Source organism: Streptomyces sp. NPDC001700 (assembly GCF_053596435.1).
Genome location: NZ_JBSFGE010000007.1, coordinates 227464 through 249714 on the forward strand (window position 1 = coordinate 227464; position 22251 = coordinate 249714).

15 protein-coding genes are annotated in these 22251 nt (G+C 70.9%); 4 read left to right on the forward strand and 11 right to left on the reverse strand.

What is annotated here, in order from left to right:
- Positions 1-79: 79 nt before the first annotated feature.
- From serA to ACWC5C_RS16285, 6 genes are all read right to left on the reverse strand, one after another.
- Positions 80-1681 carry a phosphoglycerate dehydrogenase gene (serA, locus tag ACWC5C_RS16260; RefSeq protein ID WP_450876019.1) on the reverse strand — a complete coding sequence of 534 codons (1602 nt, stop codon included), beginning with the start codon at positions 1679-1681 and terminating at the stop codon, positions 80-82.
- A 274-nt stretch (positions 1682-1955) separates the two neighbouring features.
- Positions 1956-2954: a ketol-acid reductoisomerase gene (gene ilvC / locus ACWC5C_RS16265; protein WP_450876020.1), complete on the reverse strand. Its 999-nt coding sequence runs from the start codon at positions 2952-2954 to the stop codon at positions 1956-1958.
- Positions 2955-3029: 75 nt separating this feature from the next.
- The gene (gene ilvN, locus ACWC5C_RS16270) at positions 3030-3554 is read right to left on the reverse strand and encodes an acetolactate synthase small subunit (protein ID WP_385446859.1); all 525 of its coding nucleotides are present in this window, start codon (positions 3552-3554) and stop codon (positions 3030-3032) included.
- Between the two features lie 35 nt (positions 3555-3589).
- A complete protein-coding gene (locus ACWC5C_RS16275; RefSeq protein ID WP_450876021.1) occupies positions 3590-5443 on the reverse strand; it encodes an acetolactate synthase large subunit in 1854 nt (617 codons plus the stop codon).
- Positions 5444-5662: 219 nt separating this feature from the next.
- Positions 5663-8587 (reverse strand): putative bifunctional diguanylate cyclase/phosphodiesterase, encoded by a 2925-nt coding sequence (locus ACWC5C_RS16280; protein ID WP_450876022.1) that lies wholly within the window; start codon positions 8585-8587, stop codon positions 5663-5665.
- Positions 8588-8929: 342 nt separating this feature from the next.
- Positions 8930-9934, reverse strand: a complete 1005-nt coding sequence (locus ACWC5C_RS16285) for a 2-hydroxyacid dehydrogenase (RefSeq protein WP_450876023.1) — start codon at positions 9932-9934, stop codon at positions 8930-8932.
- 73 nt (positions 9935-10007) lie between these two features.
- On the opposite strand from ACWC5C_RS16285, the gene ACWC5C_RS16290 reads away from it, so the two are divergent.
- From ACWC5C_RS16290 to ACWC5C_RS16300, 3 genes are all read left to right on the forward strand, one after another.
- A complete protein-coding gene (locus tag ACWC5C_RS16290) occupies positions 10008-11006 on the forward strand; it encodes an aldo/keto reductase (RefSeq protein WP_385446863.1) in 999 nt (332 codons plus the stop codon).
- A 116-nt stretch (positions 11007-11122) separates the two neighbouring features.
- Positions 11123-12322: a PQQ-dependent sugar dehydrogenase gene (locus tag ACWC5C_RS16295; protein WP_450876024.1), complete on the forward strand. Its 1200-nt coding sequence runs from the start codon at positions 11123-11125 to the stop codon at positions 12320-12322.
- A 73-nt stretch (positions 12323-12395) separates the two neighbouring features.
- Positions 12396-12563, forward strand: coding sequence for a DUF6191 domain-containing protein (locus ACWC5C_RS16300; protein ID WP_450876025.1), 168 nt, complete (start codon positions 12396-12398; stop codon positions 12561-12563).
- A gap of 20 nt (positions 12564-12583) precedes the next feature.
- Here the strand turns inward: ACWC5C_RS16300 and ACWC5C_RS16305 are convergent, their stop codons facing one another.
- Together ACWC5C_RS16305 and ACWC5C_RS16310 are read right to left on the reverse strand one after the other, a co-directional pair.
- Entirely contained in the window at positions 12584-14821 is a 2238-nt protein-coding gene (locus ACWC5C_RS16305) for an MMPL family transporter (RefSeq protein WP_450876026.1), read from the reverse strand.
- Between the two features lie 148 nt (positions 14822-14969).
- Complete coding sequence (locus ACWC5C_RS16310) at positions 14970-17087, reverse strand: phosphocholine-specific phospholipase C (RefSeq protein WP_450876027.1); 2118 nt, start codon at positions 17085-17087, stop codon at positions 14970-14972.
- 148 nt (positions 17088-17235) lie between these two features.
- Between ACWC5C_RS16310 and ACWC5C_RS16315 the strand changes: the two genes are divergently transcribed.
- Complete coding sequence (locus ACWC5C_RS16315) at positions 17236-18720, forward strand: M81 family metallopeptidase (RefSeq protein WP_450876028.1); 1485 nt, start codon at positions 17236-17238, stop codon at positions 18718-18720.
- A 281-nt stretch (positions 18721-19001) separates the two neighbouring features.
- Here ACWC5C_RS16315 and gatB read toward each other — a convergent pair whose 3' ends face one another.
- Genes gatB through gatA form a run of 3 tightly spaced genes read right to left on the reverse strand, consistent with a single transcriptional unit; the run spans position 19002 to position 22251 of the window.
- Complete coding sequence (gene gatB / locus ACWC5C_RS16320) at positions 19002-20507, reverse strand: Asp-tRNA(Asn)/Glu-tRNA(Gln) amidotransferase subunit GatB (protein WP_450876029.1); 1506 nt, start codon at positions 20505-20507, stop codon at positions 19002-19004.
- A 14-nt stretch (positions 20508-20521) separates the two neighbouring features.
- Complete coding sequence (locus ACWC5C_RS16325) at positions 20522-20761, reverse strand: hypothetical protein (protein ID WP_385448407.1); 240 nt, start codon at positions 20759-20761, stop codon at positions 20522-20524.
- On the reverse strand, positions 20758-22251 hold the full coding sequence (gene gatA / locus ACWC5C_RS16330; protein WP_385448410.1) for an Asp-tRNA(Asn)/Glu-tRNA(Gln) amidotransferase subunit GatA: 1494 nt from the start codon (positions 22249-22251) through the stop codon (positions 20758-20760). Before gatA ends, ACWC5C_RS16325 begins: the two co-directional genes overlap by 4 nt.

A 22251-nucleotide genomic window follows, 5' to 3' on the forward strand; every position in this document is an offset into this window, starting at 1 on the left:
CGCCGGGGCACCGAAAAGGGCCCGGCCCCCGCACGAAGCGGGGACCGGGCCCTTCCGGAACGCCTAGGCGCTACACGGCTCAGACCAGGTTGACCGAACGGGCCGACGTGGCGCCGATCTCCTCGGCGATCTCGGTGAGAACGGACTGCGGAATCGTGTCGTCCACGGTCAGCGCGACCAGTGCGGCACCGCCCACCGCAGCACGCGAGACCTGCATGCCCGCGATGTTGATGCCCGCCTCGCCCAGGATGCGGCCGAGCGTGCCGACGATGCCGGGACGGTCGGTGTAGCGGAGGAAGGCCATGTGGTCGGCGAGGGCCAGGTCGACGTCGTACTCCCCGACCGCGACGATCTTCTGGAGGTGCTTCGGACCGGCCAGCGTGCCGGAGATCGACACCTCGGCGCCGTCGGCCAGGGTGCCGCGCACGGTCACCACATTGCGGTGCTCCGAGGACTCCGAGCTGGTGGTCAGCCGCACCTCGACGCCGCGCTCCTGCGCGAACAGCGGGGCGTTCACATACGAGACCGTCTCGTCGACGATGTCCTCGAAGACGCCCTTGAGCGCGGACAGCTCCAGCACCTTGACGTCGTGCTGGGTGATCTCGCCGTACACCTCGACGTCGAGCCGGACGGAGACCTCGCCCGCGAGCGCGGTGAAGATCCGGCCCAGCTTCTCGGCCAGCGGCAGCCCGGGACGTACGTCCTCGGCGATCACACCGCCCTGCACGTTCACCGCGTCCGGGACCAGCTCGCCCGCGAGCGCCAGCCGCACCGAGCGCGCGACCGCGATGCCCGCCTTCTCCTGGGCCTCACCGGTGGAGGCGCCCAGGTGCGGGGTGGCGACCACGTTGTCGAACTCGAAGAGCGGGGAGTCGGTGCACGGCTCCTTGGAGAACACGTCCAGACCGGCACCGGCCACCCGGCCCTCCTTGAGGGCCGCGGCCAGCGCCACCTCGTCGACGATCCCGCCACGGGCGGCGTTGACGATGCGGACCTCGGGCTTGACCTTGCGCAGCGCCTCGTCGCCGATCAGGCCGACGGTCTCCGGGGTCTTGGGGAGGTGGACCGTGATGAAGTCCGAGACCTCCAGCAGCTCATCGAGGGTGAGCAGCTTCACACCCATCTGAGCGGCGCGCGCGGGCTGCACGTACGGGTCGTACGCGACGACCTTCATCCCGAAGGCGGACATGCGCTGGGCCACCAGGACGCCGATGCGGCCGAGGCCGACGACGCCGAGGGTCTTCTCGCTCAGCTCCACACCGGTGTACTTGCTGCGCTTCCACTCGCCGTTCTTCAGCGCGGCGTTCGCCTGCGGGATGTTGCGGGCGGTGGCGACCAGCAGGCCGCAGGCCAGCTCGGCGGCGGTGACGATGTTGGAGGTCGGCGCGTTGACGACCATGACGCCCGCCTTGGTGGCGGCGGAGACGTCCACATTGTCCAGGCCGACGCCCGCGCGGGCGACCACCTTCAGCTTCTTCGCCGCGGCGATGGCTTCCGCGTCGACCTTGGTCGCGCTGCGGACGAGGATCGCGTCCACGTCGGCGAGGGCGGGAAGCAGTTCGTCTCGGTTCGCGCCGTTGCAGCTCCGGATCTCGAAATCCGGGCCCAGGGCGTCGACCGTGGCGGGCGACAGCTCTTCGGCGATGAGTACGACAGGTTTACCGGGGGAAGCAGTGCTCACGTGGTCTTCAGTCCTCACTAGTCCTCAGCGGACGGCCGTCCCGACGGCCGCAGGCGGTGAAGGGTTCCAGCCGCGTGGAAGACGCACGACGCTGTGAGCCTGACGCGTTTGTTGCAGGAAAGTGTAGTAGCGATCGGGCCTGTGTAATGCGCCTATGCGGCAGGATCACCCGCACGTGGTGATGCGCGGTGGACAAATGGCGAACCGGGTGTGGCGGGGGTTCCTCGGAACCCCCGCCACACCCGGGGCACGGCCCACCGCGCCGGGCGGGCGCTTACGCCTCGTCGTCGACCCAGCTCATGAGCTTGCGCAGCTCCTTGCCCGTGGTCTCCAGGAGGTGGTCCTCGTCCGCCTTCTTCAGCTCGTTGTACTTCGGCAGACCGGCGTTGTACTCCGCCATCCAGTTCTTGGCGAAGGTGCCGTCCTGGATCTCACCGAGGATCTTCTTCATCTCGGCCTTGGTGGAGTCGTTGATGATCCGCGGGCCGGAGACGTAGTCGCCCCACTCGGCGGTCTCGGAGATCGACCAGCGCATCTTCTCCAGGCCGCCCTCGTACATGAGGTCCACGATCAGCTTCAGCTCGTGGAGGCACTCGAAGTACGCGATCTCCGGCTGGTAACCGGCCTCCGTCAGGGTCTCGAACCCGGCCTTGACCAGCGCCGCGGTGCCACCGCACAGCACCGCCTGCTCACCGAAGAGGTCGGTCTCGGTCTCCTCGGTGAAGGTGGTCTTGATGACCCCGGCGCGGGTGCCGCCGATGCCCTTGGCGTACGAGAGGGCGAGCGGGAAGGCGTTGCCCGTGGCGTCCTGCTCGACGGCCGCGATGCACGGCACGCCGCGGCCCTCTTCGTACTGGCGGCGGACCAGGTGGCCCGGGCCCTTGGGGGCGACCATGCAGACGTCGACGTTGGCCGACGGCTTGATGAAGTCGTACCGGATGTTGAGGCCGTGCCCGAAGAACAGCGCGTCGCCGTCCTTCAGGTTGTCCTTCACGGACTCCTCGTAGACCTTGGCCTGGATCGGGTCCGGGACCAGGATCATGATCACGTCGGCCTCGGCGGACGCCTCCGCCGGGCTCACCACGCGCAGGCCCTGCTCCTCGGCCTTGGCCTTGGACTTGGAGCCCTCGTGCAGGCCGACGCGGACGTCGACGCCCGAGTCGCGCAGCGACAGCGCGTGGGCGTGGCCCTGGCTGCCGTACCCAAGGATCGCGACCTTGCGGCCCTGGATGATGGACAGGTCGGCGTCGTCGTCGTAGAACAGCTCGGCCACTTCGGGATTCTCCTAGCGTGTGGGTTGTGCGTCCCACCGTATGACGGGCGGGCGGGTGAAGGTTCGGGGGTCTCGTCAGGCGGACCGGTCGAGCGAGCGCAGGCTCCGGTCGGTGATGGAGCGGGCGCCGCGCCCTATGGCGATCGTGCCGGACTGCACCAGCTCCTTGATGCCGTACGGTTCCAGCATCTTGAGCATGGCTTCGAGCTTGTCACTGCCGCCGGTGGCCTCGATGGTCACGGCCTCCGGGGAGACATCCACGGTCTTGGCGCGGAACAGCTGGACGATCTCGACGATCTGGGAGCGGGTCTCGTTGTCGGCCCGGACCTTCACGAGAACGAGTTCCCGCTGAATGGCCGAGCTGTCCTCCAGCTCGACGATCTTCAGGACGTTGACGAGCTTGTTGAGCTGCTTGGTGACCTGCTCCAGCGGCAGCTCCTCGACATTGACCACGATGGTGATGCGGGAGATGTCGGGGTGCTCGGTGACGCCCACGGCGAGCGAGTCGATATTGAAGCCGCGGCGGGAGAACAGGGCGGCGATCCGGGCGAGGATGCCGGGGGTGTTCTCCACCAGGACGGAGAGCGTGTGCTTGGACATGCGATGCGTCTCTCTTCTTCTCTCTCGGTCCCGGCTCAGTCGTCTTCGCTGTCGCCGAAGTCCGGGCGGGTGTCACGCGCCGCCAGGATCTCGTCGTTGGAGGTACCGGCCGCGACCATCGGCCAGACCATGGCGTCCTCGTGGACGATGAAGTCCACGACCACCGGACGGTCGTTGATCGCGTTGGCCTTCTCGATCACGGCGTCGAGGTCGGCCGGGTCCTCGCAGCGGATGCCGATGCAGCCCATGGCCTCGGCGAGCTTCACGAAGTCCGGGACCCGGGTGCCCGCGCTGGGCTGGCTGGTGTCCGCCCCGGGGCCGGAGTGCAGCACGGTGTTGGAGTAGCGCTGGTTGTAGAACAGGGTCTGCCACTGGCGGACCATGCCCAGCGCGCCGTTGTTGATGATCGCGACCTTGACCGGGATGTTGTTCAGCGCGCAGGTGACCAGCTCCTGGTTGGTCATCTGGAAGCAGCCGTCACCGTCGATCGCCCAGACCGTACGGTCCTCCGCGCCGGCCTTGGCGCCCATGGCGGCCGGGACGGCGTACCCCATGGTCCCGGCTCCGCCCGAGTTCAGCCAGGTCGCGGGCTTGTCGTAGGTGATGAAGTGGGCGGCCCACATCTGGTGCTGACCGACGCCCGCGGTGAAGATCGTGTCCTGCGGGGCCAGCTCGCCGATCCGCTGGATGACCTGCTGCGGCGACAGGCTGCCGTCCTCGGGCAGGTCATAGCCGAGCGGGTAGGTCTCGCGCCACCGGTTCAGGTCCTCCCACCAGCCGCTGTAGTCGCCGGTGTGGCCCGCGTCGTGCTCGGCCTGGACCGCGACGACCAGATCCGCGATGACCTCGCGGGCGTCACCGACGATCGGCACGTCGGCGGCGCGGTTCTTGCCGATCTCCGCCGGGTCGATGTCCGCGTGCACGATCTTGGCGTACGGGGCGAACGAGTCGAGCTTGCCGGTGACCCGGTCGTCGAAGCGCGTGCCGAGCGCCACGATCAGGTCCGCCTTCTGCAGGCTGGTGACGGCGGCGACGGTGCCGTGCATGCCCGGCATGCCGAGGTGCTGGTGGTGGCTGTCGGGGAAGGCGCCGAGCCCCATCAGGGTGGTGGTGACCGGCGCCCCGGTCAGCTCGGCCAGCACCCGCAGCTCGGCGGTGGCGTGCGCCTTGACGACACCGCCGCCCACGTACAGCACCGGGCGCTCGGCCTGGGTGATCAGCCGGGCGGCCTCGCGGATCTGCTTGGCGTGCGGCTTGGTCACCGGGCGGTAGCCGGGCAGATCGGTCTGCGGCGGCCAGGAGAAGGTGGTCTTGGCCTGGAGCGCGTCCTTGGCGATGTCGACCAGGACCGGCCCTGGACGGCCGCTGGCGGCGATGTGGAACGCCTCGGCGATCGTGCGTGCGATGTCCTCGGCCTTGGTGACCAGGAAGTTGTGCTTGGTGATCGGCATGGTGATGCCGCAGATGTCCGCCTCCTGGAAGGCGTCCGTGCCGATCGCCTTGGAGGCCACCTGGCCGGTGATCGCGACGATCGGGACCGAGTCCATGTGGGCGTCGGCGATGGGCGTGACCAGGTTGGTGGCTCCGGGCCCCGAGGTCGCCATGCAGACGCCGACCTTGCCGGTGGCCTGGGCGTAGCCGGTGGCGGCGTGGCCCGCACCCTGCTCGTGGCGGACGAGTACGTGCCGGACCTTCGAGGAGTCCATCATCGGGTCGTACGCGGGGAGGATGCAGCCACCGGGGATGCCGAACACGGTGTCCGCGCCCACCTCCTCGAGCGAACGGATGAGGGACTGCGCACCCGTGACGTGCTCGACGGTCGCGGACTGGGGTCCGCCGTTACGGGCCCGCGGCTGGGGATGATGGGCCCCGGAGGCCTGCTCGGTCATCTGCGTTCTCTTCTCGAATGAGGTGTGATGCGGGGAGGAAGGCGGTGGTGCACAGGCGTCAGTGCAACAAAAAACCCCTCGTGCCGTTAGGCAAGCGAGGGGAGCGCGCCGGTGAGGGTCCGCAGGGCTTCAACATGGCCCTGCTCAGCCGACGCGCTGTCCAAGTACGAGAATTCGGGTGCGCATGGCTCCGACCCTCCACCTCGCGCGTATCAGGTGTCAAGTGGGTGGGACGGGAGTCTCAGTATTTGAGCGGGTCGGTGGGTGGGTGTGCACCTCCTGGCGCCGGGGCCCATGCCCGCCGAATCCGCCGTGCCGCACCGGCAGCCCACCGCCGACCAGCACCGGAGCCTCCGAGCGGGGCACCGGATAGCTGCCCCGGGTCAGCGCCCGGCGCAGCCGGTGCTCGTCCAGCGGGCCGCTGAAGGCCATGCCCTGGGCGTGGGTGCAGCCCATGCCGCGCAGGGTCACGAGCTGTTCGGGCAAGTCCACGCCCTCGGCGATGGACTGCATCCCGAGATCGCCGCCGATCCTCAGCAGCCCTGAGGTGATCTTGTGCAGCCGGGAGGACTCGACCACCCCCTCGACCAGCCCCTGGTCCAGCTTGAGTACGTCGATGGGGAGCCTGCGCAGCGCCCTGATCGCGCCGTAGCCGCTGCCGAAGCCGTCGAGCGCGATCCGCACCCCCAGCCTGCGCAGGGCGCCGAGCCGGTGCTCCAGCTCGTCCAGCGGCACCCGTGGGTCGCTGTCGGTCAGCTCCAGGATGAGCGCGCCCGAGGGCAGTCCGTGCCGGGCGAGCAGGGTCTCCACGGCCTTGGGCGGCATGGACTTGTCGACCAGGCGGCCCGCGGGCACCCGTACGCAGACGGGGGCCATATGGCCGTCCCGGCGGCGCTGGGCGGCCTGCTCCACGGCGGCCTCCAGCGTCCAGCGGGTCAGCTCGGCGGTGCGGGCGCCTTCCTCACCGGCGCGGCCGTGGTCGCCGCCGCGCGCGTTGTTGTCGGCGACCCTCAGGAACTCGGCCGGGGTGAACAGGATGCCCTGGGCCGAGCGCCAGCGGGGCTGCGCCGCGACGGCGGTGACCCGGCCGCTCGCCAGCTCCACGACGGGCTGGTGCAGCAGCACGAACTCGCCGTCGTGCAGGGCGGCGCGCAGCCGCGTGGCGACCTCGGCGCGGCGCGCCACCTCGGCCTGCATCTGCGGGGCGTACAGCTCGACGCGGTTCTTTCCGGCGGCCTTGGCGCGGTACATGGCCAGGTCGGCGTTGCGCATCAGGGCGCCGGGGCTGGTGCCGGGCTCGGCGAACGCGACGCCGATGCTGGCGGCGACCCGCACCTCGGTGCCGCCCTCCACCCGGTAGGGCTGGGAGAGCCGGGCCCGCAGCCGGTCGGCGATCTCCAGGATGCGGCATTCGCGGGTGCTGGTGTCGTCGGCGCCGTCGCCCACGATGAGGGCGGCGAACTCGTCGCCCCCGAGCCGGGCGGCGCAGTCGCCGGAGCCGGACCGCACGGACTCCTGGAGCCTGCGGGCGGCCTGGACCAGCAGCTCGTCGCCCGCCTGGTGGCCGACGGTGTCGTTGACGGCCTTGAAGCCGTCGAGGTCGATGAAGAGCACGGCGGTGCCCGCGTCGGTACGGCGGCGGCCGCCGACCGCGTGCCGGACCCGCTTGGTGAACAGGGCGCGGTTGGGCAGGTCGGTGAGCGGGTCGTGCTCGGCGCTGTGCTGCAGCTGGGCCTGGAGCCGGACCCGCTCGGTGACATCGCGGCTGTTGAAGATCAGGCCGCCGTGGTGGCGGTTGACCGTCGACTCCACGTTGAGCCAGTCGCCGGAGCCGGAGCGGAAGCGGCACTCGATGCGGGTGGTGGGCTCCTCGCCCGGTGAGGCGGCCAGGAAGCGGCGGATCTCGTGGACCACCGCGCCCAGGTCCTCGGGGTGGATGAGCGAGGCCAGTTCGGAGTCCTGCAGCTCGTCCGCGTCCCGCCCGTAGACGCCGGTGGCGGCGGGGCTGACGTACCGCAGGATGCCGGTGGGCGCGGCGATCATGATGACGTCGCTGGAGCTCTGCACCAGGGAGCGGAAGTGGTTCTCCTTCTCCGCCAGCTCCTGGGTGAGCGCGATGTTGTCCATCAGCATGATCGCCTGCCGGACGAGCAGGGCGAGCACGACCGCGCAGGCGGTGAAGAGCACCACCCCGTCGACCGGACGGCCGTCCATCACGTTGAACAGGATCCCCAGCGTGCAGACGGCGGCGGCGAGATACGGCGCCAGGGCGGCGAACGCGCCCGCCGTGGGACGGCTCGGCCGGTCGGCGCGGCGCACCACGGGCGGCGGGGTCCCGGCGGCGTCCCGCCGGGCCACCCAGGGCGCGTACGCGAGCAGCATCGAACCGGCGAACCAGCCCGCGTCCAGGATCTGGCCGGAGCGGTAGTGCTCGTGCAGCAGCGGCGAGGTGAACAGCGCGTCGCACAGCACGGTCAGGGCGAACGCGCCGATCGCGGTGTTGACCGCCGACCTGCTGGCCGTCGACGAGCGCCGGAAGTGCAGCACGATCACCATGCTGACCAGCACGATGTCCAGCAGCGGGTAGGCGAGCGAGAAGGCCCTGCGGGCCACGCTCCCGACGTCCCCGCCGAACTCCCCGGTGTGGACGAGCGCGAGGCTCCACGACAGGGTCATCAGCGATCCGGCGATCAGCCAGGCGTCAAGACCCAGGCAGATCCACCCGGCCCGGTTGCGCGGGCGCTTGGCGAGCACCAGCATGCCCACGATCGCGGGCGGCGCGAAGAGAAGGAAGCACACATCGGCGAACGAGGGGGTGGGCACGGGACGGCCCAGCACGACCTCGTACCACCCCCAGGTGGCGTTGCCCAGTGCGGCCATGGTGGACGAGGCCGCGAACAGCAGCCAGGCCGGGCGCATCCGCCCCGAGTTCCTGCGCCCGTGCCACAGGCAGGAGGCGGCGGCGGTGAGGGCGGCCGCGGCCAGCCCGAAGTCGCCCATGAAGACGGCCAGTTCGGATGATCCCCAGCCGAGCACCGCACCCACCGCGTACCCGCCGCAGACGAGGGCGAGGACGACCTGGGGCAGCAGCCGGGTGCCGCCGGTGACCGACGGCCGGGCGAGCACCGCTCCGGTGGCGCTCACCGCGCTGCCGCCCGTCGTGCGAAGGGGCGCGGCCGCGCGAGCCGTATCCCCGTGAGCTTCGTCATCGAGAGCCGCGCGGCTGCGCGGAAAAGTCGCGGTCGACGCCTGAGCTGCGTCGGGTCGTTGGTCCATTGGCCATACATCGCCCGTCGCCCCCCTCGAGTTCCGGTCCATCGCTGACGCCGTCAGGTCATTGGCGCAGCCCCCGCTCGGGACGATACACCAGACTGGTCACTCAGGGACATAGGCCATCTACGCACCGTAACTGACTACGCCGTTGTATATACGGAGTGCAGTCAATCGATGCCTGTATGTACTGCCAGGGGCATGTTGCCCCCTCGTCTACCCCGTGGTCATCATGAGATGTTCCATCGGCTCGCCCGCGGCGAACCGGTGCAGCTGGGCGCGCAACAGCCGCTTGGCGCGGGGCAGGAAGGCCGACGACGGGCCGCCCACATGCGGGGTGATGAGCACTCCTGGAGCGTGCCACAGCGGATGCCCGGCGGGCAGTGGTTCGGGGTCGGTGACATCCAGCGCGGCGCGCAGCCGGCCGCTCTCCACCTCGGCGAGAAGGGCCTTGGTGTCCACCACCCCGCCCCGTGCGACGTTCACCAACAGCGCTCCGTCCTTCATCTTCGCCAGGAAGTCGGCCCCGGCCAGGCCGCGGGTCTGCTCGGTCAGCGGGGTCACCAGGACAACGACGTCGGCGTCCGGAAGCAGTTGAGGCAAGGCGTCGATCGGGTGCACCGGACCGCGCTCGGTCGTACGCGGGGAGCGCGCGACGCGCGCCACCCGCTCGCACTCAAAGGGTTCGAGCCGGGCCTCGATCGCGCTGCCGATCGAGCCGTGTCCCACGATCAGAACGGACTTGTCGGCGAGCGCCGGACGGAAACCGGAGGTCCACTCCTCCGCGTCCTGGGCGCGCACGAAACCGGGGATGTCGCGCAGCGAGGCGAGGATGAGGGTCAGGGCCAGCTCGGCGGTGCTCGCGTCGTGCAGCCCCCGGGCGTTGCACAGCTGAACATTGGAGACAACCTGTGACATAGCGGGCAGCAGGCCGTCTATGCCCGCGGTGAGCGTCTGGATCACCCGCAGGCCCGTCATGGCCTCCAGCGGACGGGCCAGCACCTCGGGCTTCTTCATATACGGCGCGCAGTAGAAGGCGACGCGGGCGGGGTCGGTGGGGTAGTCGGGACCGCCGTCCCAGTGGGCGTACTCCAGGCTCTCGGGCAGCCCCTCGATCTCGTCGGGCGCGATGGGCAGCCAGGCGAGGGGGCGGGCCGGCTCGCCGGACGCGGCATGAGACGAATCGTGGGGCCGGAACGTATCGCTGTCATCTGCACTCATGCCAGGAGGCTATGCGAAGTGAGGCTCTCCGCAGAGGTTAGTTTGGTGCGAGAAACGGGAGGGGTCAGTCCAGGTGGAGCGCAGGACAATCGGAGCGGCGGCGCTCGAAGTGGGTGCGATCGGCCTGGGGTGCATGCCCATGAGCTGGGCGTATACCGCTTCGCAGCGCAATGGCGAGCATTCGCTGCGCGCCGTGCACACCGCGCTCGACGCGGGCGCGAGCCTGCTCGACACCGCCGACATGTACGGACCCTTCACCAATGAACTGCTGGTGGGACGGGCGCTCAAGGAGCGGCGGGCGGACGCCTTCGTGTCGACCAAGTGCGGACTGCTGGTCGGCGAGCAGCACATCGTGGCCAACGGGCGGCCCGGCTATGTGAAGCGGGCGTGCGACGCCTCGCTGCGGCGGCTCCAGACCGATGTGATCGACCTCTACCAGCTGCACCGGGCCGACCCCGAGGTACCGATAGAGGAGACCTGGGGCGCGATGGCCGAGCTGGTCGCGGCGGGAAAGGTACGGGCGCTGGGGCTGTGCGCGGTGGGCGCGCGGGCCCAGCGGCGGTCCGGTGCCCGGATGCACGACGCGACGGTGCGGCAGCTGGAGCGGGTGCAGCAGGTCTTCCCGGTGAGCTGCGTGCAGGCGGAGCTGTCGGTGTGGTCGCCCGAGGCGCTGGAGGCGCTGGTGCCGTGGTGTGCCTCGCGCGGGGTGGGCTTCCTGGCGGCGATGCCGCTGGGCAACGGCTTCCTCAGCGGGACGCTGACACCGGGGCAGGGGTTCGAGCCGGAGGACATGCGCGCCCGGCATCCGCGGTTCACGGCGGAGATGATGGCGGCGAACCAGCCCATCGTGGCCGGGCTGCGGCGGGTCGCGCGGCGGCACGGGGAGTCGGTGACGGCGGCTCAGGTGGCGCTGGCGTGGCTGCTGGCCCAGGGGCCGCACGTGGTGCCGGTGCCGGGGACCAAGCGGGACCGCTGGGCGGCGGAGAACGCCGCGGCGGCGGGCGTGATGCTGACGGCCGCGGATCTGGCCGAGATCGCGACGCTGCCGCCCGCGCGGGGGTCGTGGGACTGAAGGTGCTGTTGGGGCGGATGTGCTCTGGTTCGGAGAAGGGAACCCGGCGCGGAGCTGCGGTGTATAAGAATCAGAACCGTGCCCCGGCACAGTGCCCCACCGAGAGGAACCCGACCGTGCGACGTCCTCGCCTGACCTCCGCCCTCGCCGCCCCCGCTCTCGCCACCACCGCCGCCCTGCTGCTGCTCACCGGCTGCTCGACCGGTGACGGGCAGTCCCCCTTCGAGCGCTCGGGTTCGTCCGCGCCCGGGAAGGAGGGGTCCAAGGGCGGCTCCCCCTCGTCGTCGGCGGCGCCCTCGGCCAGCGAGTCGGCGGCGCCCGCCAAGGGGTCCGCGAAGGTGGTGAGCACGCTCACGACCAAGCTGAAATCGCCGTGGGGCGTGGCCCCGCTGCCGGGCGGGGATCTGCTGGTGTCCTCGCGGGACACGGGCAAGATCTTCAAGGTCTCGGCGGACAGCGGGAAGAAGACCGAGCTGGGGTCCGTGCCGGGCGTCTCCCCCGCGGGCGAGGGCGGTCTGCTGGGTCTCGCGGTCTCCTCCGACTTCGGCGCGGACCACATGGTGTACGCGTATTTCACCACCGACTCGGACAACCGCGTCGTCCGCATGGTCTACAACGACAAGCGCCCCGCGGGCGATCAGCTGGGCGCGCCGGACACGGTCTTCAAGGGCATCCCCAAGGGCACGATCCACAACGGCGGCCGGATCGCCTTCGGCCCGGACAAGATGCTGTACGCGGGCACGGGCGAGAGCGGTGAGCGGGGGCTCTCCCAGGACATGGACTCGTTCGGCGGCAAGATCCTGCGGATGACCCCGGACGGTGAACCGGCGCACGGCAATCCGTCGGCCGATTCGGTCGTCTACTCCTACGGCCACCGCAATGTGCAGGGGCTGGCCTGGGACGCCCAGAAGCGGCTGTGGGCATCGGAGTTCGGCCAGGACACCTGGGACGAGCTGAATCAGATCCGGCCGGGCAAGAACTACGGCTGGCCGGAGGCGGAGGGCAAGGCCGGGGAGAAGGGGGTCGTCGATCCGGTCGAGCAGTGGAAGACCGAGGATGCCTCGCCGAGCGGTGTCGCGTTCGCCAAGGGCTCCATCTGGATGGTGGGGCTTCGCGGTGAGCGGCTGTGGCGGATCCCGCTGCGCGGCACCAAGCCGGTGGCCGAGCCGCAGGCGTTCCTCACCGGGAAGTACGGGCGGCTGCGCACCGTGGTCGCCACGGAGGACGGCGGGCTCCTGGTGACCACGAGCAATACGGACGGGCGGGGCGACCCGGGTAAGGAGGACGACCGGATCCTGCGGCTGGACATCAGCTGACGGCGGGCGACCCCGGTCCTTTTTCGGGCGGTCTGCGTACACTGGCCGCAGTCCCACACCTACGGGGGTCGCCATGTTCAACCTCATAGAGGAGCTGTTCGCGCCCAGTCGCAAACACACCGAAGAGGAGCGCAAGCGGATGGCGTTGACGCTGCAGGACGTCGGCGACGGCGACCCTCCGTGGAAGGGTCCGATAGACCTCGACTCCGGCCACGTGGTGATCCGGCCCCGCGAGGGCTGACACCTTCAGGAAGGGGCCCCCTACGGCACGGGCGTGCGGACCGCGTCCTCCTCGGGGGCGCGCGGCCTGGGCACGGGCAGCGGCCGCTGATCCGGCTCCGGGTCCGGGCCGGGCGCCTCGATGCTGATGCGCGGCAGCGTCCGCTCCAGCCAGCCCGGCAGCCACCAGTTGGCGCCGCCGAGCAGATGCATCAGGGCGGGGACCAGCAGCGTGCGGAGGACGAAGGCGTCCAGGGCGACCGCGGCCGCCAGCCCGATGCCGAACATGGCGATGATCCGGTCGCCGCTGAGCACGAACGCCGAGAAGACCGCGATCATGATGACGGCCGCGGAGTTGATGACCCGGCTGGTCTCGGCGAGGCCCACCCGGACCGCGCGCTTGTTGTCGCGGGTGTGCTGCCACTCCTCGTACATCCGGCTGACCAGGAACACCTGATAGTCCATGGAGAGCCCGAAGAGCACCGACACCATGATCACGGGCAGGAAGGGCTCGATCGGGCCCGCCCTGCCGAGCCCCAGCGGCTCGCTCCCCCAGCCCCACTGGAAGACCGCGACGACGACACCGAAGGAGGACGCGACGGCGGCCACGTTCATGACCGCCGCCTTGACCGGGATACCGATGCTGCGGAACGCGAACAGCAGCAGCACACAGCCGAGCGCCACCACCACCCCCACGAACAGCGGCAGCTTGGAGACGATCACGGCCGCGAAGTCGTCGTAGCCCGCGGTCAGTCCGCCGACGTACACCCGCAGCGAGGTGCCCTCCTCGGCCTTCGGCAGCACCTCGCCCCGAAGGCGCTCGACCAGCCGCGAGGTGTCGGGCGACTGCGGGGCGGTGGTGGGCACGACGGTGATCACGCCGGTGTCGCCTCCGCCGCCCAGTTCCGCGGCGCTCACCGAGGCGACGCCCTCGGTGGTACGCAGGGTGGTGGTCAGCCGGGTGAAGGCCATCCGGTCCTCGGCGCCGTCAATGCTGCCGATGAGCGTCAGCGGTCCGTTGAAGCCGGGCCCGAACCCCTCGGCGAGTAGGTCGTACGCCTGCCGGGTGGTCGAGGTCTCGGGGTTGTTGCCCTGGTCGGAGGTGCCGAGCCGGAGGGAGAGGGTGGGCAGGGCAAGGGCCAGCATGACGGCGACGGCGACCGCGCCCAGCACCTTGGGGTGGCGTTCCACGAACGACGCCCAGCGGGTGGCGAGTCCGGGCGCCGCCGTGGGCCTCGGCCCTTCCTCGGCCAGCCGCCTGCGTTCGCGGCGGCTCAGGACCTTCGTCCCCATCAGTCCGAGCAGCGCGGGCAGCAGGGTGAGGGAGGTGGCGACGGTGAGCGCGACCGTCAGCGCGGCGGCGACCGCGACACCGTTGAGGAAGCTCAGCCGCAGCACCAGCATGCCGAGCAGGGCCAGGCATACGGTCGCGCCCGCGAAGACCACCGCGCGGCCCGAGGTGACCACCGCGCGCTGGGCGGCCTCGGCCACCGGCAGCCCCTGCCGCAGGCCCCGGCGGTGCCGGGTGACGATGAACAGCGCGTAGTCGATGCCGACGCCGAGCCCGATCAGCATGCCGAGCATGGGCGCGAAGTCGGCGACGGTCATGGCGTGGCCGAGCAGCCCGATCGCCGCGTACGCGGTGCCGACGCCGATGAGCGCGGTGGCGATCGGCAGCAGGGTCGCCGCGAGCGAGCCGAAGGCGAGGAAGAGGACGACGGCGGCCACGGCGACGCCGATGGCCTCGCTGAGATGGGCGGGCCCGGCCGTCTCGGTGAGCCCGGCGCCCACGCCGCCCATCTCGATCCGCAGCCCGGGAGCGGCGGCGGAGCGCGCGGTGTCCAGGACCCGGCGCACCTCGTCCTCGCCCAGGTCGGCGGCGGGTTCGCGGAAGACGACGATGGCGTAGGCGGTGTGCTGGTCGGCGCTGATGCGGCTGGTGTCGTCGGTGCCGTACGGGCCGGTGACGGAGACGACGCCGGGCAGTTCGGCGACGCGCCCCAGCGCCGCCGACATCCGCCGCTCGACGTCCACGGAGCGCACCGATCCGGCCTGCCGGTCGGTGTGCCAGACGATGGTGTCGGTGTCCCCCGCCCGGTCCGGGAACCGCTGTTCCAGCAGCCGCGAGGCCGTGGAGGATTCGGTGCCGGGGATGTCGTAGTCGTTCGAGTACGCGGAGCCGGTCACGGCCGCCGCGGCGGCGATCCCCGCGAAGGCGGCCAGCCAGAGCACGATCACGACGGCGCTGCGCCTGATACACCATCGTGCGAGTGCGGCCATGGCTGCTTTCCGGTCTGTGCACCGAGTGCGGCGTGATGTGCTTGTGACCAAAGCACTGTGTCAGCCGGAAAAGATCCTTTGTCCCCTTTGTGGGCTTCGCCACATCCGGAACTAGCGGCTCCAGTAGCCGCCGGGAGCCGCTGCCGGATCAGCCGCTGACCGAGGGGCGCCCGTTCTCGATGTGCCCGGTGAGGCGGCGGTGGAAGGAGGAGTCGCCCTCGGCCGTCAGCACCAGGTCGTACCAGCCCTGGCCCTCCCGCGCCGAGAACTCCACGGCCTTCGTCGAGCCCGCGCGCACGCTCACCGTCCGCTGCCGCGCGTCCGCGTCGGCCACATAGGCGTGCGGGCGCACGGTGACCTCGACCGCGCGCTCCCCCTTGTTGGTGATGGTGAGCGTGAGCTGCCGCCGACGGGCGTCGATCCCGCCGCGCACCCGCAGCCCGGCGGCCGCGCCTTCGGCCGTGCCCCGGAACTCGCGGCGGAAGCCGTTCGGCCCGGTGACGACGAAGTCGTAACGCCCGTCCCGCACCGGGACGTCCCAGGTGGACAGGGCCCCGGGCGCCAGATCGCGGTGCTGCGGCGCCTCGTACTCCTCCGCGTACGGGAAGAGGATGGCGTGCGCGCTGCGTACCCCGGCGTTGGCGAGCGCCAGCCGCATCACCCCCGCCCGTGGCTCGAACACCCCGGACACCTCCGGCTGATACGGCAGCGGGCGGGCCGGACGCGCGCCCTCCTCCTGTCGCGGCATCCGCTGCTCTTCGGGCGGCTCCGGCGTCCAGTGGTCGCGGTCCGCCGGGGGCGGCCCCGGGTCGCGCAGGGGCTGCGGGGCGGCGGCGCCGCCGAACGCGAAGGCGCCGGTCAGATCGCCGCACACGGTCCGGCGCCAGTCGGAGATGTTCGGCACCTCGATGCCCAGCCACTTCTCCAGGAAGCGGTTGGCGGAGGTGTGGTCGAACAGCTCGGAGCAGACGTAACCGCCGACCGTCCACGGGGAGATCACCAGCATCGGCACCCGCATCCCCAGGCCCAGCGGCCGCCCCTGCCACCACTCCTCGGCGACGTCGGCGGGCGGGTTGGGCGGCACCACATGGTCGAAGAAGCCGTCGTTCTCGTCGTACGTGAGGAAGACCGCCGTCTTGCGCCACACCTCGGGGTGGGCGGCGAGCGCGTCCAGCACCGCGTACGTCACGGTGGCGCTGTGCGCGGGGGTGGAGACATCGGGGTGCTCGGAGTCCAGCGGGGACGGCACCAGATACGACACCGAGGGCAGCCGCCCGGCCGCCACATCGGCGCGGAACGCCTCCTCGAAGCCGCCCTCCGGGGCCCGGCGCAGACCCCGCTCGAACAGCCGCCGTTCGTCGTCCGTCAGCTTCTCCAGGCCCGCTTCCAGACCGTCGAGCAGCCGCCGCCGCTCGGCGCCGGACGCCTCCAGCACCTTGGTGTAGAAGTCGTTGGTGCTGGTGAGGCCCAGCCCGGCCAGCGCCTTGCGGGCCACGTCCTTGAACGGCCGGTAGAACTCGATGTTGTTGTCCTGGAAGTTGTCCCACTCCTGGTAGACCTTCCAGCTCACCCCCGCCCGCTCCAGCACCTCGGCGGTGGTGGTCCAGTCGTAGCCGGGGTGGCTGTCCTCCTCGTACGCGTCGTTGCCGACCGCGCGCCGCCCGCCCGGCCCCGGCTCGTAACCGGTGGTGCCGCTGACCCAGTAGTTGCGGTTGGGGCTGGTGGAGGAGTGGATGGCCGAGTGGTACGCGTCGCAGATGGTGAACGTGTCGGCCAGCTCATAGTGGAACGGGATGTCCGCACGGTCGAAGTGGACCATGGTGGCCGGGGACTTGGCGGCGATCCAGTTGTCCATCCAGCCGCCGTGCCAGGCCGCCGCGCCGCCGTCCCACGAGTGGTCGAGCTGGCCCACGAAGCGCAGGTCCTCGCGCTGCCCCTCGGCGGCCTCGCGCGCCCCGAAGGGCAGGACGTGGCCGCCGCCCGGCTTCGGCTGCGCGAAGACGCTCTGCCCGCCGGGCAGAGTGACGGCGTTGGGGTCGGCATAGCCGCGAACGCCCCGGAGGGTGCCGAAGTAGTGATCGAAGGAACGGTTCTCCTGCATCAGCAGCACCACATGCTCGATGCCGTCGAGCCCGCCGGGCGGCGGCGACGGCTGCGCGGCGAGGGCGGCCTGCAGCGACGGCGGCAGCAGCGAGCCCGCCGCGACCGCCCCGGTCGCTCCGGCGCCGAGTGCGACCAGCTTGCGGCGTGCGATGTCCGATGCCACCTGTCTCTCCCCTGTCCGTGAGCGTCCGCTCGGGAAGCTACGGAGGGCAGATGGCCGCCGAACGTCCTCGGCGTTACGACGGCATGGCAGCCCGGATCACCGCATAAGGTGAGCGCGCGACGCGCGGACCGACCGGAAGCGAGGCAGCATGGCACCCACCACCTCCCGAGGACGCCGCCTGCGGATCGGCATCGGCGGCATGCACATCGAGTCCAGCACCTTCAGCCCGCACCGCGCCGGATACGACGACTTCCGCGTCACGCGCGGCGACGAACTGCTGGCCCGCTACGGCTGGACCCGGCCGGACGGCGACCTGGCCGGGCTCGTGGAGTGGGTGCCCCTCGTGCACGCCGTCGCGCTCCCCGGCGGGCCCGTCGAGCCCGCCGTCTACGCCCGCGTCAAGGCCGAACTCACCGACCGGATCCGGACGGCCGGTCCCCTCGACGGGCTGGTGTACGACATCCACGGCGCGATGAGCGTCGTCGGCTTGGAGGACGCCGAGGCCGACCTCACCGACGCCGTACGGGACGCCATCGGGCCCGACGCGCTGATCTCCGCCGCCATGGATCTCCACGGCAACGTCTCGCGCCGCTTCGCCGACCGCCTCGACCTGCTCACCGCGCACCGGCTCGCCCCGCACGAGGACGCCTGGGAGACGCGTGAGCGCGCCGCGCGCAAGCTTGTCGAACGGCTCGACTCCGGCAAGGGCCGCCCCCATGTCGCCTGGGTGCAGATCCCGGTGCTGCTGCCCGGCGAGAAGACCAGCACCCGGCTGGAGCCCGCCGCCTCGCTGTACGGACGGCTGGCCGCCGTCGAGGCGCTGGACGGGGTCGTGGACGCGGCGATCTGGGTCGGTTACGCCTGGGCCGACGAGCCGCGGTGCCGGGCGTATGTCGTTGTCACCGGTGACGATCCCGCGCTCGTCGTGGACCAGGCGCGGTCGCTGGCCCGCGAGTACTGGGGGGTGCGGCGCGACTTCGCCTTCGTCGGCCCGACTGGTAGCGCCGACGCGTGCATCGCCGACGCGCTCGCCTCGCCCGACCGGCCGTTCCTCATCAGCGACTCCGGCGACAACCCGACGGCGGGCGGGGCCGGTGATCTGGCGTACATGCTGCGCCGCCTGCTCGCCCATGACGCCTTGGCCGCCGGTCGCGCCACCGCCCTCCACTCCGGCATCACCGACCCGGTGGCGGTCGCGCGCTGCGTCGCCGTGGGCGTCGGCGCGACGGTGTCCCTGTCGGTCGGCGGGCACATCAGCGGTGCGACGGCGCACGGCGGGCCGTACGACCTCGTCGGCGAGGTGGTCGCGGTGCGCCGGGACGACGAGGTGGGCGGCGACGTCGCGGCCGTGCGGCGTGGGGGTGTCACCGCAATCCTGACCAGCCGTCGCAAGCCGTTCCATCGGCTGGAGGATTTCGGGGAGCTGGATCCGAGGACGTACGACCTGGTCGTAGTAAAAATCGGCTACCTAGAGCCCGAACTGCACGACCTGGCCGCCGACTGGCGCCTGGCCCTGACCCCAGGCGGCGTGGACCAGGACCTCCTACGCCTGGGCCACCACCGGGTCGAGCGCCCCCTGTACCCCTTCGACGAGGAGATGTCCGAACCGGACCTGACCCCGACCCTGCTGTAGTCGCTGGCGGGCGCCTCATCCCCCACCCCGCTCCTCAATCGCCGGAGAGGCTGGAGGTGGAGCATCGCCGCCCCTGGACCCCGCTCCTCAAACGCCGGAGGGGCTGGATGGTGAACCCGTTGTGGGCAATCGTTCCGCTGGGCGGAACGGGTGGGCACAACCCGGCCACCGGGCCGCACCCGGCGACGAAACCGCGAGGGGCACCCTCGGACCCCGCACACGGCACGGCGGCGGGGTGCTCACCGTGCACCCCGCCGCCGAACCGCATCCAGCGGAAGACGCTAGCCCTCTACGCCCAGCTTCTGCAGGATCAGCTCGCGCACGCGCGCCGCGTCCGCCTGGCCGCGCGTGGCCTTCATGACGGCACCGACAAGGGCACCCGCAGCGGCGACCTTGCCCCCACGGATCTTGTCGGCGATGGCGGCATTCGCCGCGATCGCCTCGTCCACGGCCGTGCCCAGCGCGCCCTCATCCGAGACGACCTTCAGGCCGCGGGCGGCCACGACCTCGTCCGGGGAGCCCTCACCCGCCAGCACGCCCTCGATCGTCTGGCGGGCCAGCTTGTCGTTGAGGGAGCCCTCGTCGACCAGGGCGCACACCCGGGCGACCTGGGCCGGGGTGATGGGGAGGGCGGCAAGCTCGACGCCCTCCTCGTTCGCGCGACGGGCCAGCTCGCCCATCCACCACTTGCGCGCGGCACCCGCATCCGCACCCGCGTCCATCGTCGCGGTGATCAGATCGATCGCCCCCGCGTTGAGCACGGACTGCATCTCGTGCTGCGAGATGCCCCACTCCTCCCGCAGCCGGGTACGCCGCACCCTCGGCAGCTCCGGAAGCGTGCCGCGCAGCTCCTCGACCCACTCGCGCGAAGGCGCGACCGGCACGAGGTCCGGCTCGGGGAAGTACCGGTAGTCCTCGGCCTCTTCCTTGATCCGACCGGACGTCGTGGAGCCGTCCTCCTCGTGGAAGTGACGGGTCTCCTGGAGGATCGTCCCGCCATCACCCAGCACCGCCGCATGGCGCTGGATCTCAAAACGAGCGGCGCGCTCGACGGACCGCAGCGAGTTGACGTTCTTCGTCTCGGAGCGGGTGCCGAACTTCTCGGCGCCGTGCGGCCGCAGCGACAGGTTCACGTCGCACCGCATCTGGCCCATCTCCATGCGCGCGTCGGAGACCCCGAGAGCCTTGATCAGCTCGCGCAGCTCGGCGACGTACGCCCGGGCCACCTCCGGTGCCTTCTCCCCGGCCCCGACGATCGGCTTGGTGACGATCTCGATGAGCGGGATCCCGGCCCGGTTGTAGTCCAGGAGGGAGTGCGAGGCACCGTGGATACGGCCCGTCGCGCCGCCCACGTGGGTGGACTTGCCGGTGTCCTCCTCCATGTGGGCGCGCTCGATCTCGACGCGGAAGATCTCCCCGTCCACGTCGACGTCCAGATAGCCGTTGAAGGCGATCGGCTCGTCGTACTGCGAGGTCTGGAAGTTCTTCGGCATGTCCGGATAGAAGTAGTTCTTCCGGGCGAAGCGGCACCACTCGGCGATCTCGCAGTTCAGCGCGAGACCGATCTTGATGGCGGACTCGACACCCGTCGCGTTGACGACGGGCAGCGAGCCGGGCAGGCCGAGACAGGTGGGGCAGGTCTGCGCGTTGGCGTCGGCGCCGAGCGACGTCGAACACCCGCAGAACATCTTGGTCTTGGTGCCGAGTTCGACGTGGACCTCAAGCCCCATCACGGGCTCGTAGGCGGCCAGGGCGTCCTCGTACGACACCAGTTCAGTGACGGTCACGGAAAACTAACCTCTCAACCCGCGAGGACGTCGTCGTCGCCCAGGCGCTTCAGCTCGCGGACGAGCAGGGCGACGCCGGTGGCGATGGCGGCGGCGGACACCACCGCGTCGGCCAGCTGCAGCTTGTCGTTCTCCAAGCGGGCCTTCTTGGCCTGCTTGATCACGCTGACCGCGCCGAACAGCGAGGTCGCGATGGACAGGTAGGTGCCGGGCTTCGACTTCTTGAAGCCCTTGGCCTTCTTGATCGCGCTCATAGCGACGGTGCCTCCTCGATCAGCGGGTGGCCCCACCGTTCGGTGAACGCGGCCTCGACCGCGGCACCGACCCGGTAGAGCCGGTCGTCGGCCATGGCGGGAGCGATGATCTGCAGTCCGACCGGCAGACCGTCCTCCGGCGCCAGACCGCAGGGCAGTGACATGGCCGCGTTCCCCGCCAGGTTCGACGGAATCGTGCACAGGTCGGCGAGGTACATCGCCATCGGGTCGTCGGCGCGCTCGCCGATCGGGAAGGCGGTGGTCGGGGTGGTCGGCGAGATCAGTACGTCGACCTGCTCGAACGCCTTCTCGAAGTCCTGGGTGATCAGGGTGCGGACCTTCTGCGCCGAGCCGTAGTACGCGTCGTAGTAGCCGGAGCTGAGCGCGTACGTGCCGAGCATGATCCGGCGCTTGACCTCGGCCCCGAAGCCCTCCGCACGGGTCAGCGCGGTGACCTCCTCGGCGGACTTGGTGCCGTCGTCGCCCGCCCGCAGCCCGTAGCGCATGGCGTCGAAGCGGGCCAGGTTGGACGAGCACTCCGACGGCGCGATCAGGTAGTACGCGGCCAGCGCCTTGTCGAAGGACGGGCAGGAGATCTCCACGATCTCGGCGCCCAGCTCGCGCAGCAGCTCCACCGACTCGTTGAAGCGCTGCATGACACCGGCCTGGTAGCCCTCGCCCGCGAACTCCTTGACCACGCCGACGCGCATCCCCTGGACGCTGCCGTTACGGGCGGCCTCGACCACCGGCGGAACCGGAGCGTCGATGGAGGTCGAGTCGAGCGGGTCGTGCCCGGCGATCACCTCGTGCAGCAGGGCCGCGTCCAGCACGGTACGGGCGCAGGGGCCGCCCTGGTCGAGCGAGGACGAGAAGGCGACCATGCCGTACCGGGAGACCGCCCCGTACGTCGGCTTGACGCCGACCGTGCCGGTGACGGCGGCGGGCTGCCGGATGGAGCCGCCGGTGTCGGTGCCGATGGCCAGCGGCGCCTGGAAGGACGCCAGGGAGGCGGACGAGCCGCCTCCGGAGCCGCCGGGGATGCGGGTGAGGTCCCACGGGTTGCCGGTGGGCCCGTACGCGCTGTTCTCGGTCGAGGACCCCATGGCGAACTCGTCCATGTTGGTCTTGCCGAGAACGATCACGTCCGCGTCGCGCAGCCGCTGGGTCAGCGTCGCGTCGTACGGCGGAATCCACCCTTCGAGGATCTTGGAACCGACCGTGGTCGGGATCCCCTTGGTGGTGAAGATGTCCTTGAGCGCGAGCGGAACCCCGGCCAGCGGGCCCAGCTCCTCGCCGCGCGCCCGCTTCTCGTCGACGGCGCGGGCCTGCGCGAGCGCGCCCTCACGGTCCACGTGCAGGAAGGCGTGCACCTTCTCGTCAACGGCCTCGATACGGGCCAGATGGGCCTCGGTGACCTCTACGGCGGTCAGTTCGCCGGAAGCCACCTTGGCGGCGATCTCCGCCGCGGTGAGCCTGATCAGATCAGTCAT

Bases quoted from the DNA above. Each gene is read 5' to 3' on its own strand.
- ilvN (WP_385446859.1), bottom strand. From the start codon at position 3,554: ATGTCCAAGCACACGCTCTCCGTCCTGGTGGAGAACACCCCCGGCATC.
- ACWC5C_RS16275 (WP_450876021.1), bottom strand. From the start codon at position 5,443: ATGACCGAGCAGGCCTCCGGGGCCCATCATCCCCAGCCGCGGGCCCGT.
- ACWC5C_RS16285 (WP_450876023.1), bottom strand. From the start codon at position 9,934: ATGAGTGCAGATGACAGCGATACGTTCCGGCCCCACGATTCGTCTCAT.
- ACWC5C_RS16300 (WP_450876025.1), top strand. From the start codon at position 12,396: ATGTTCAACCTCATAGAGGAGCTGTTCGCGCCCAGTCGCAAACACACC.
- ACWC5C_RS16305 (WP_450876026.1), bottom strand. From the start codon at position 14,821: ATGGCCGCACTCGCACGATGGTGTATCAGGCGCAGCGCCGTCGTGATC.
- ACWC5C_RS16315 (WP_450876028.1), top strand. From the start codon at position 17,236: ATGGCACCCACCACCTCCCGAGGACGCCGCCTGCGGATCGGCATCGGC.
- ACWC5C_RS16325 (WP_385448407.1), bottom strand. From the start codon at position 20,761: ATGAGCGCGATCAAGAAGGCCAAGGGCTTCAAGAAGTCGAAGCCCGGC.
- gatA (WP_385448410.1), bottom strand. From the start codon at position 22,251: ATGACTGATCTGATCAGGCTCACCGCGGCGGAGATCGCCGCCAAGGTG.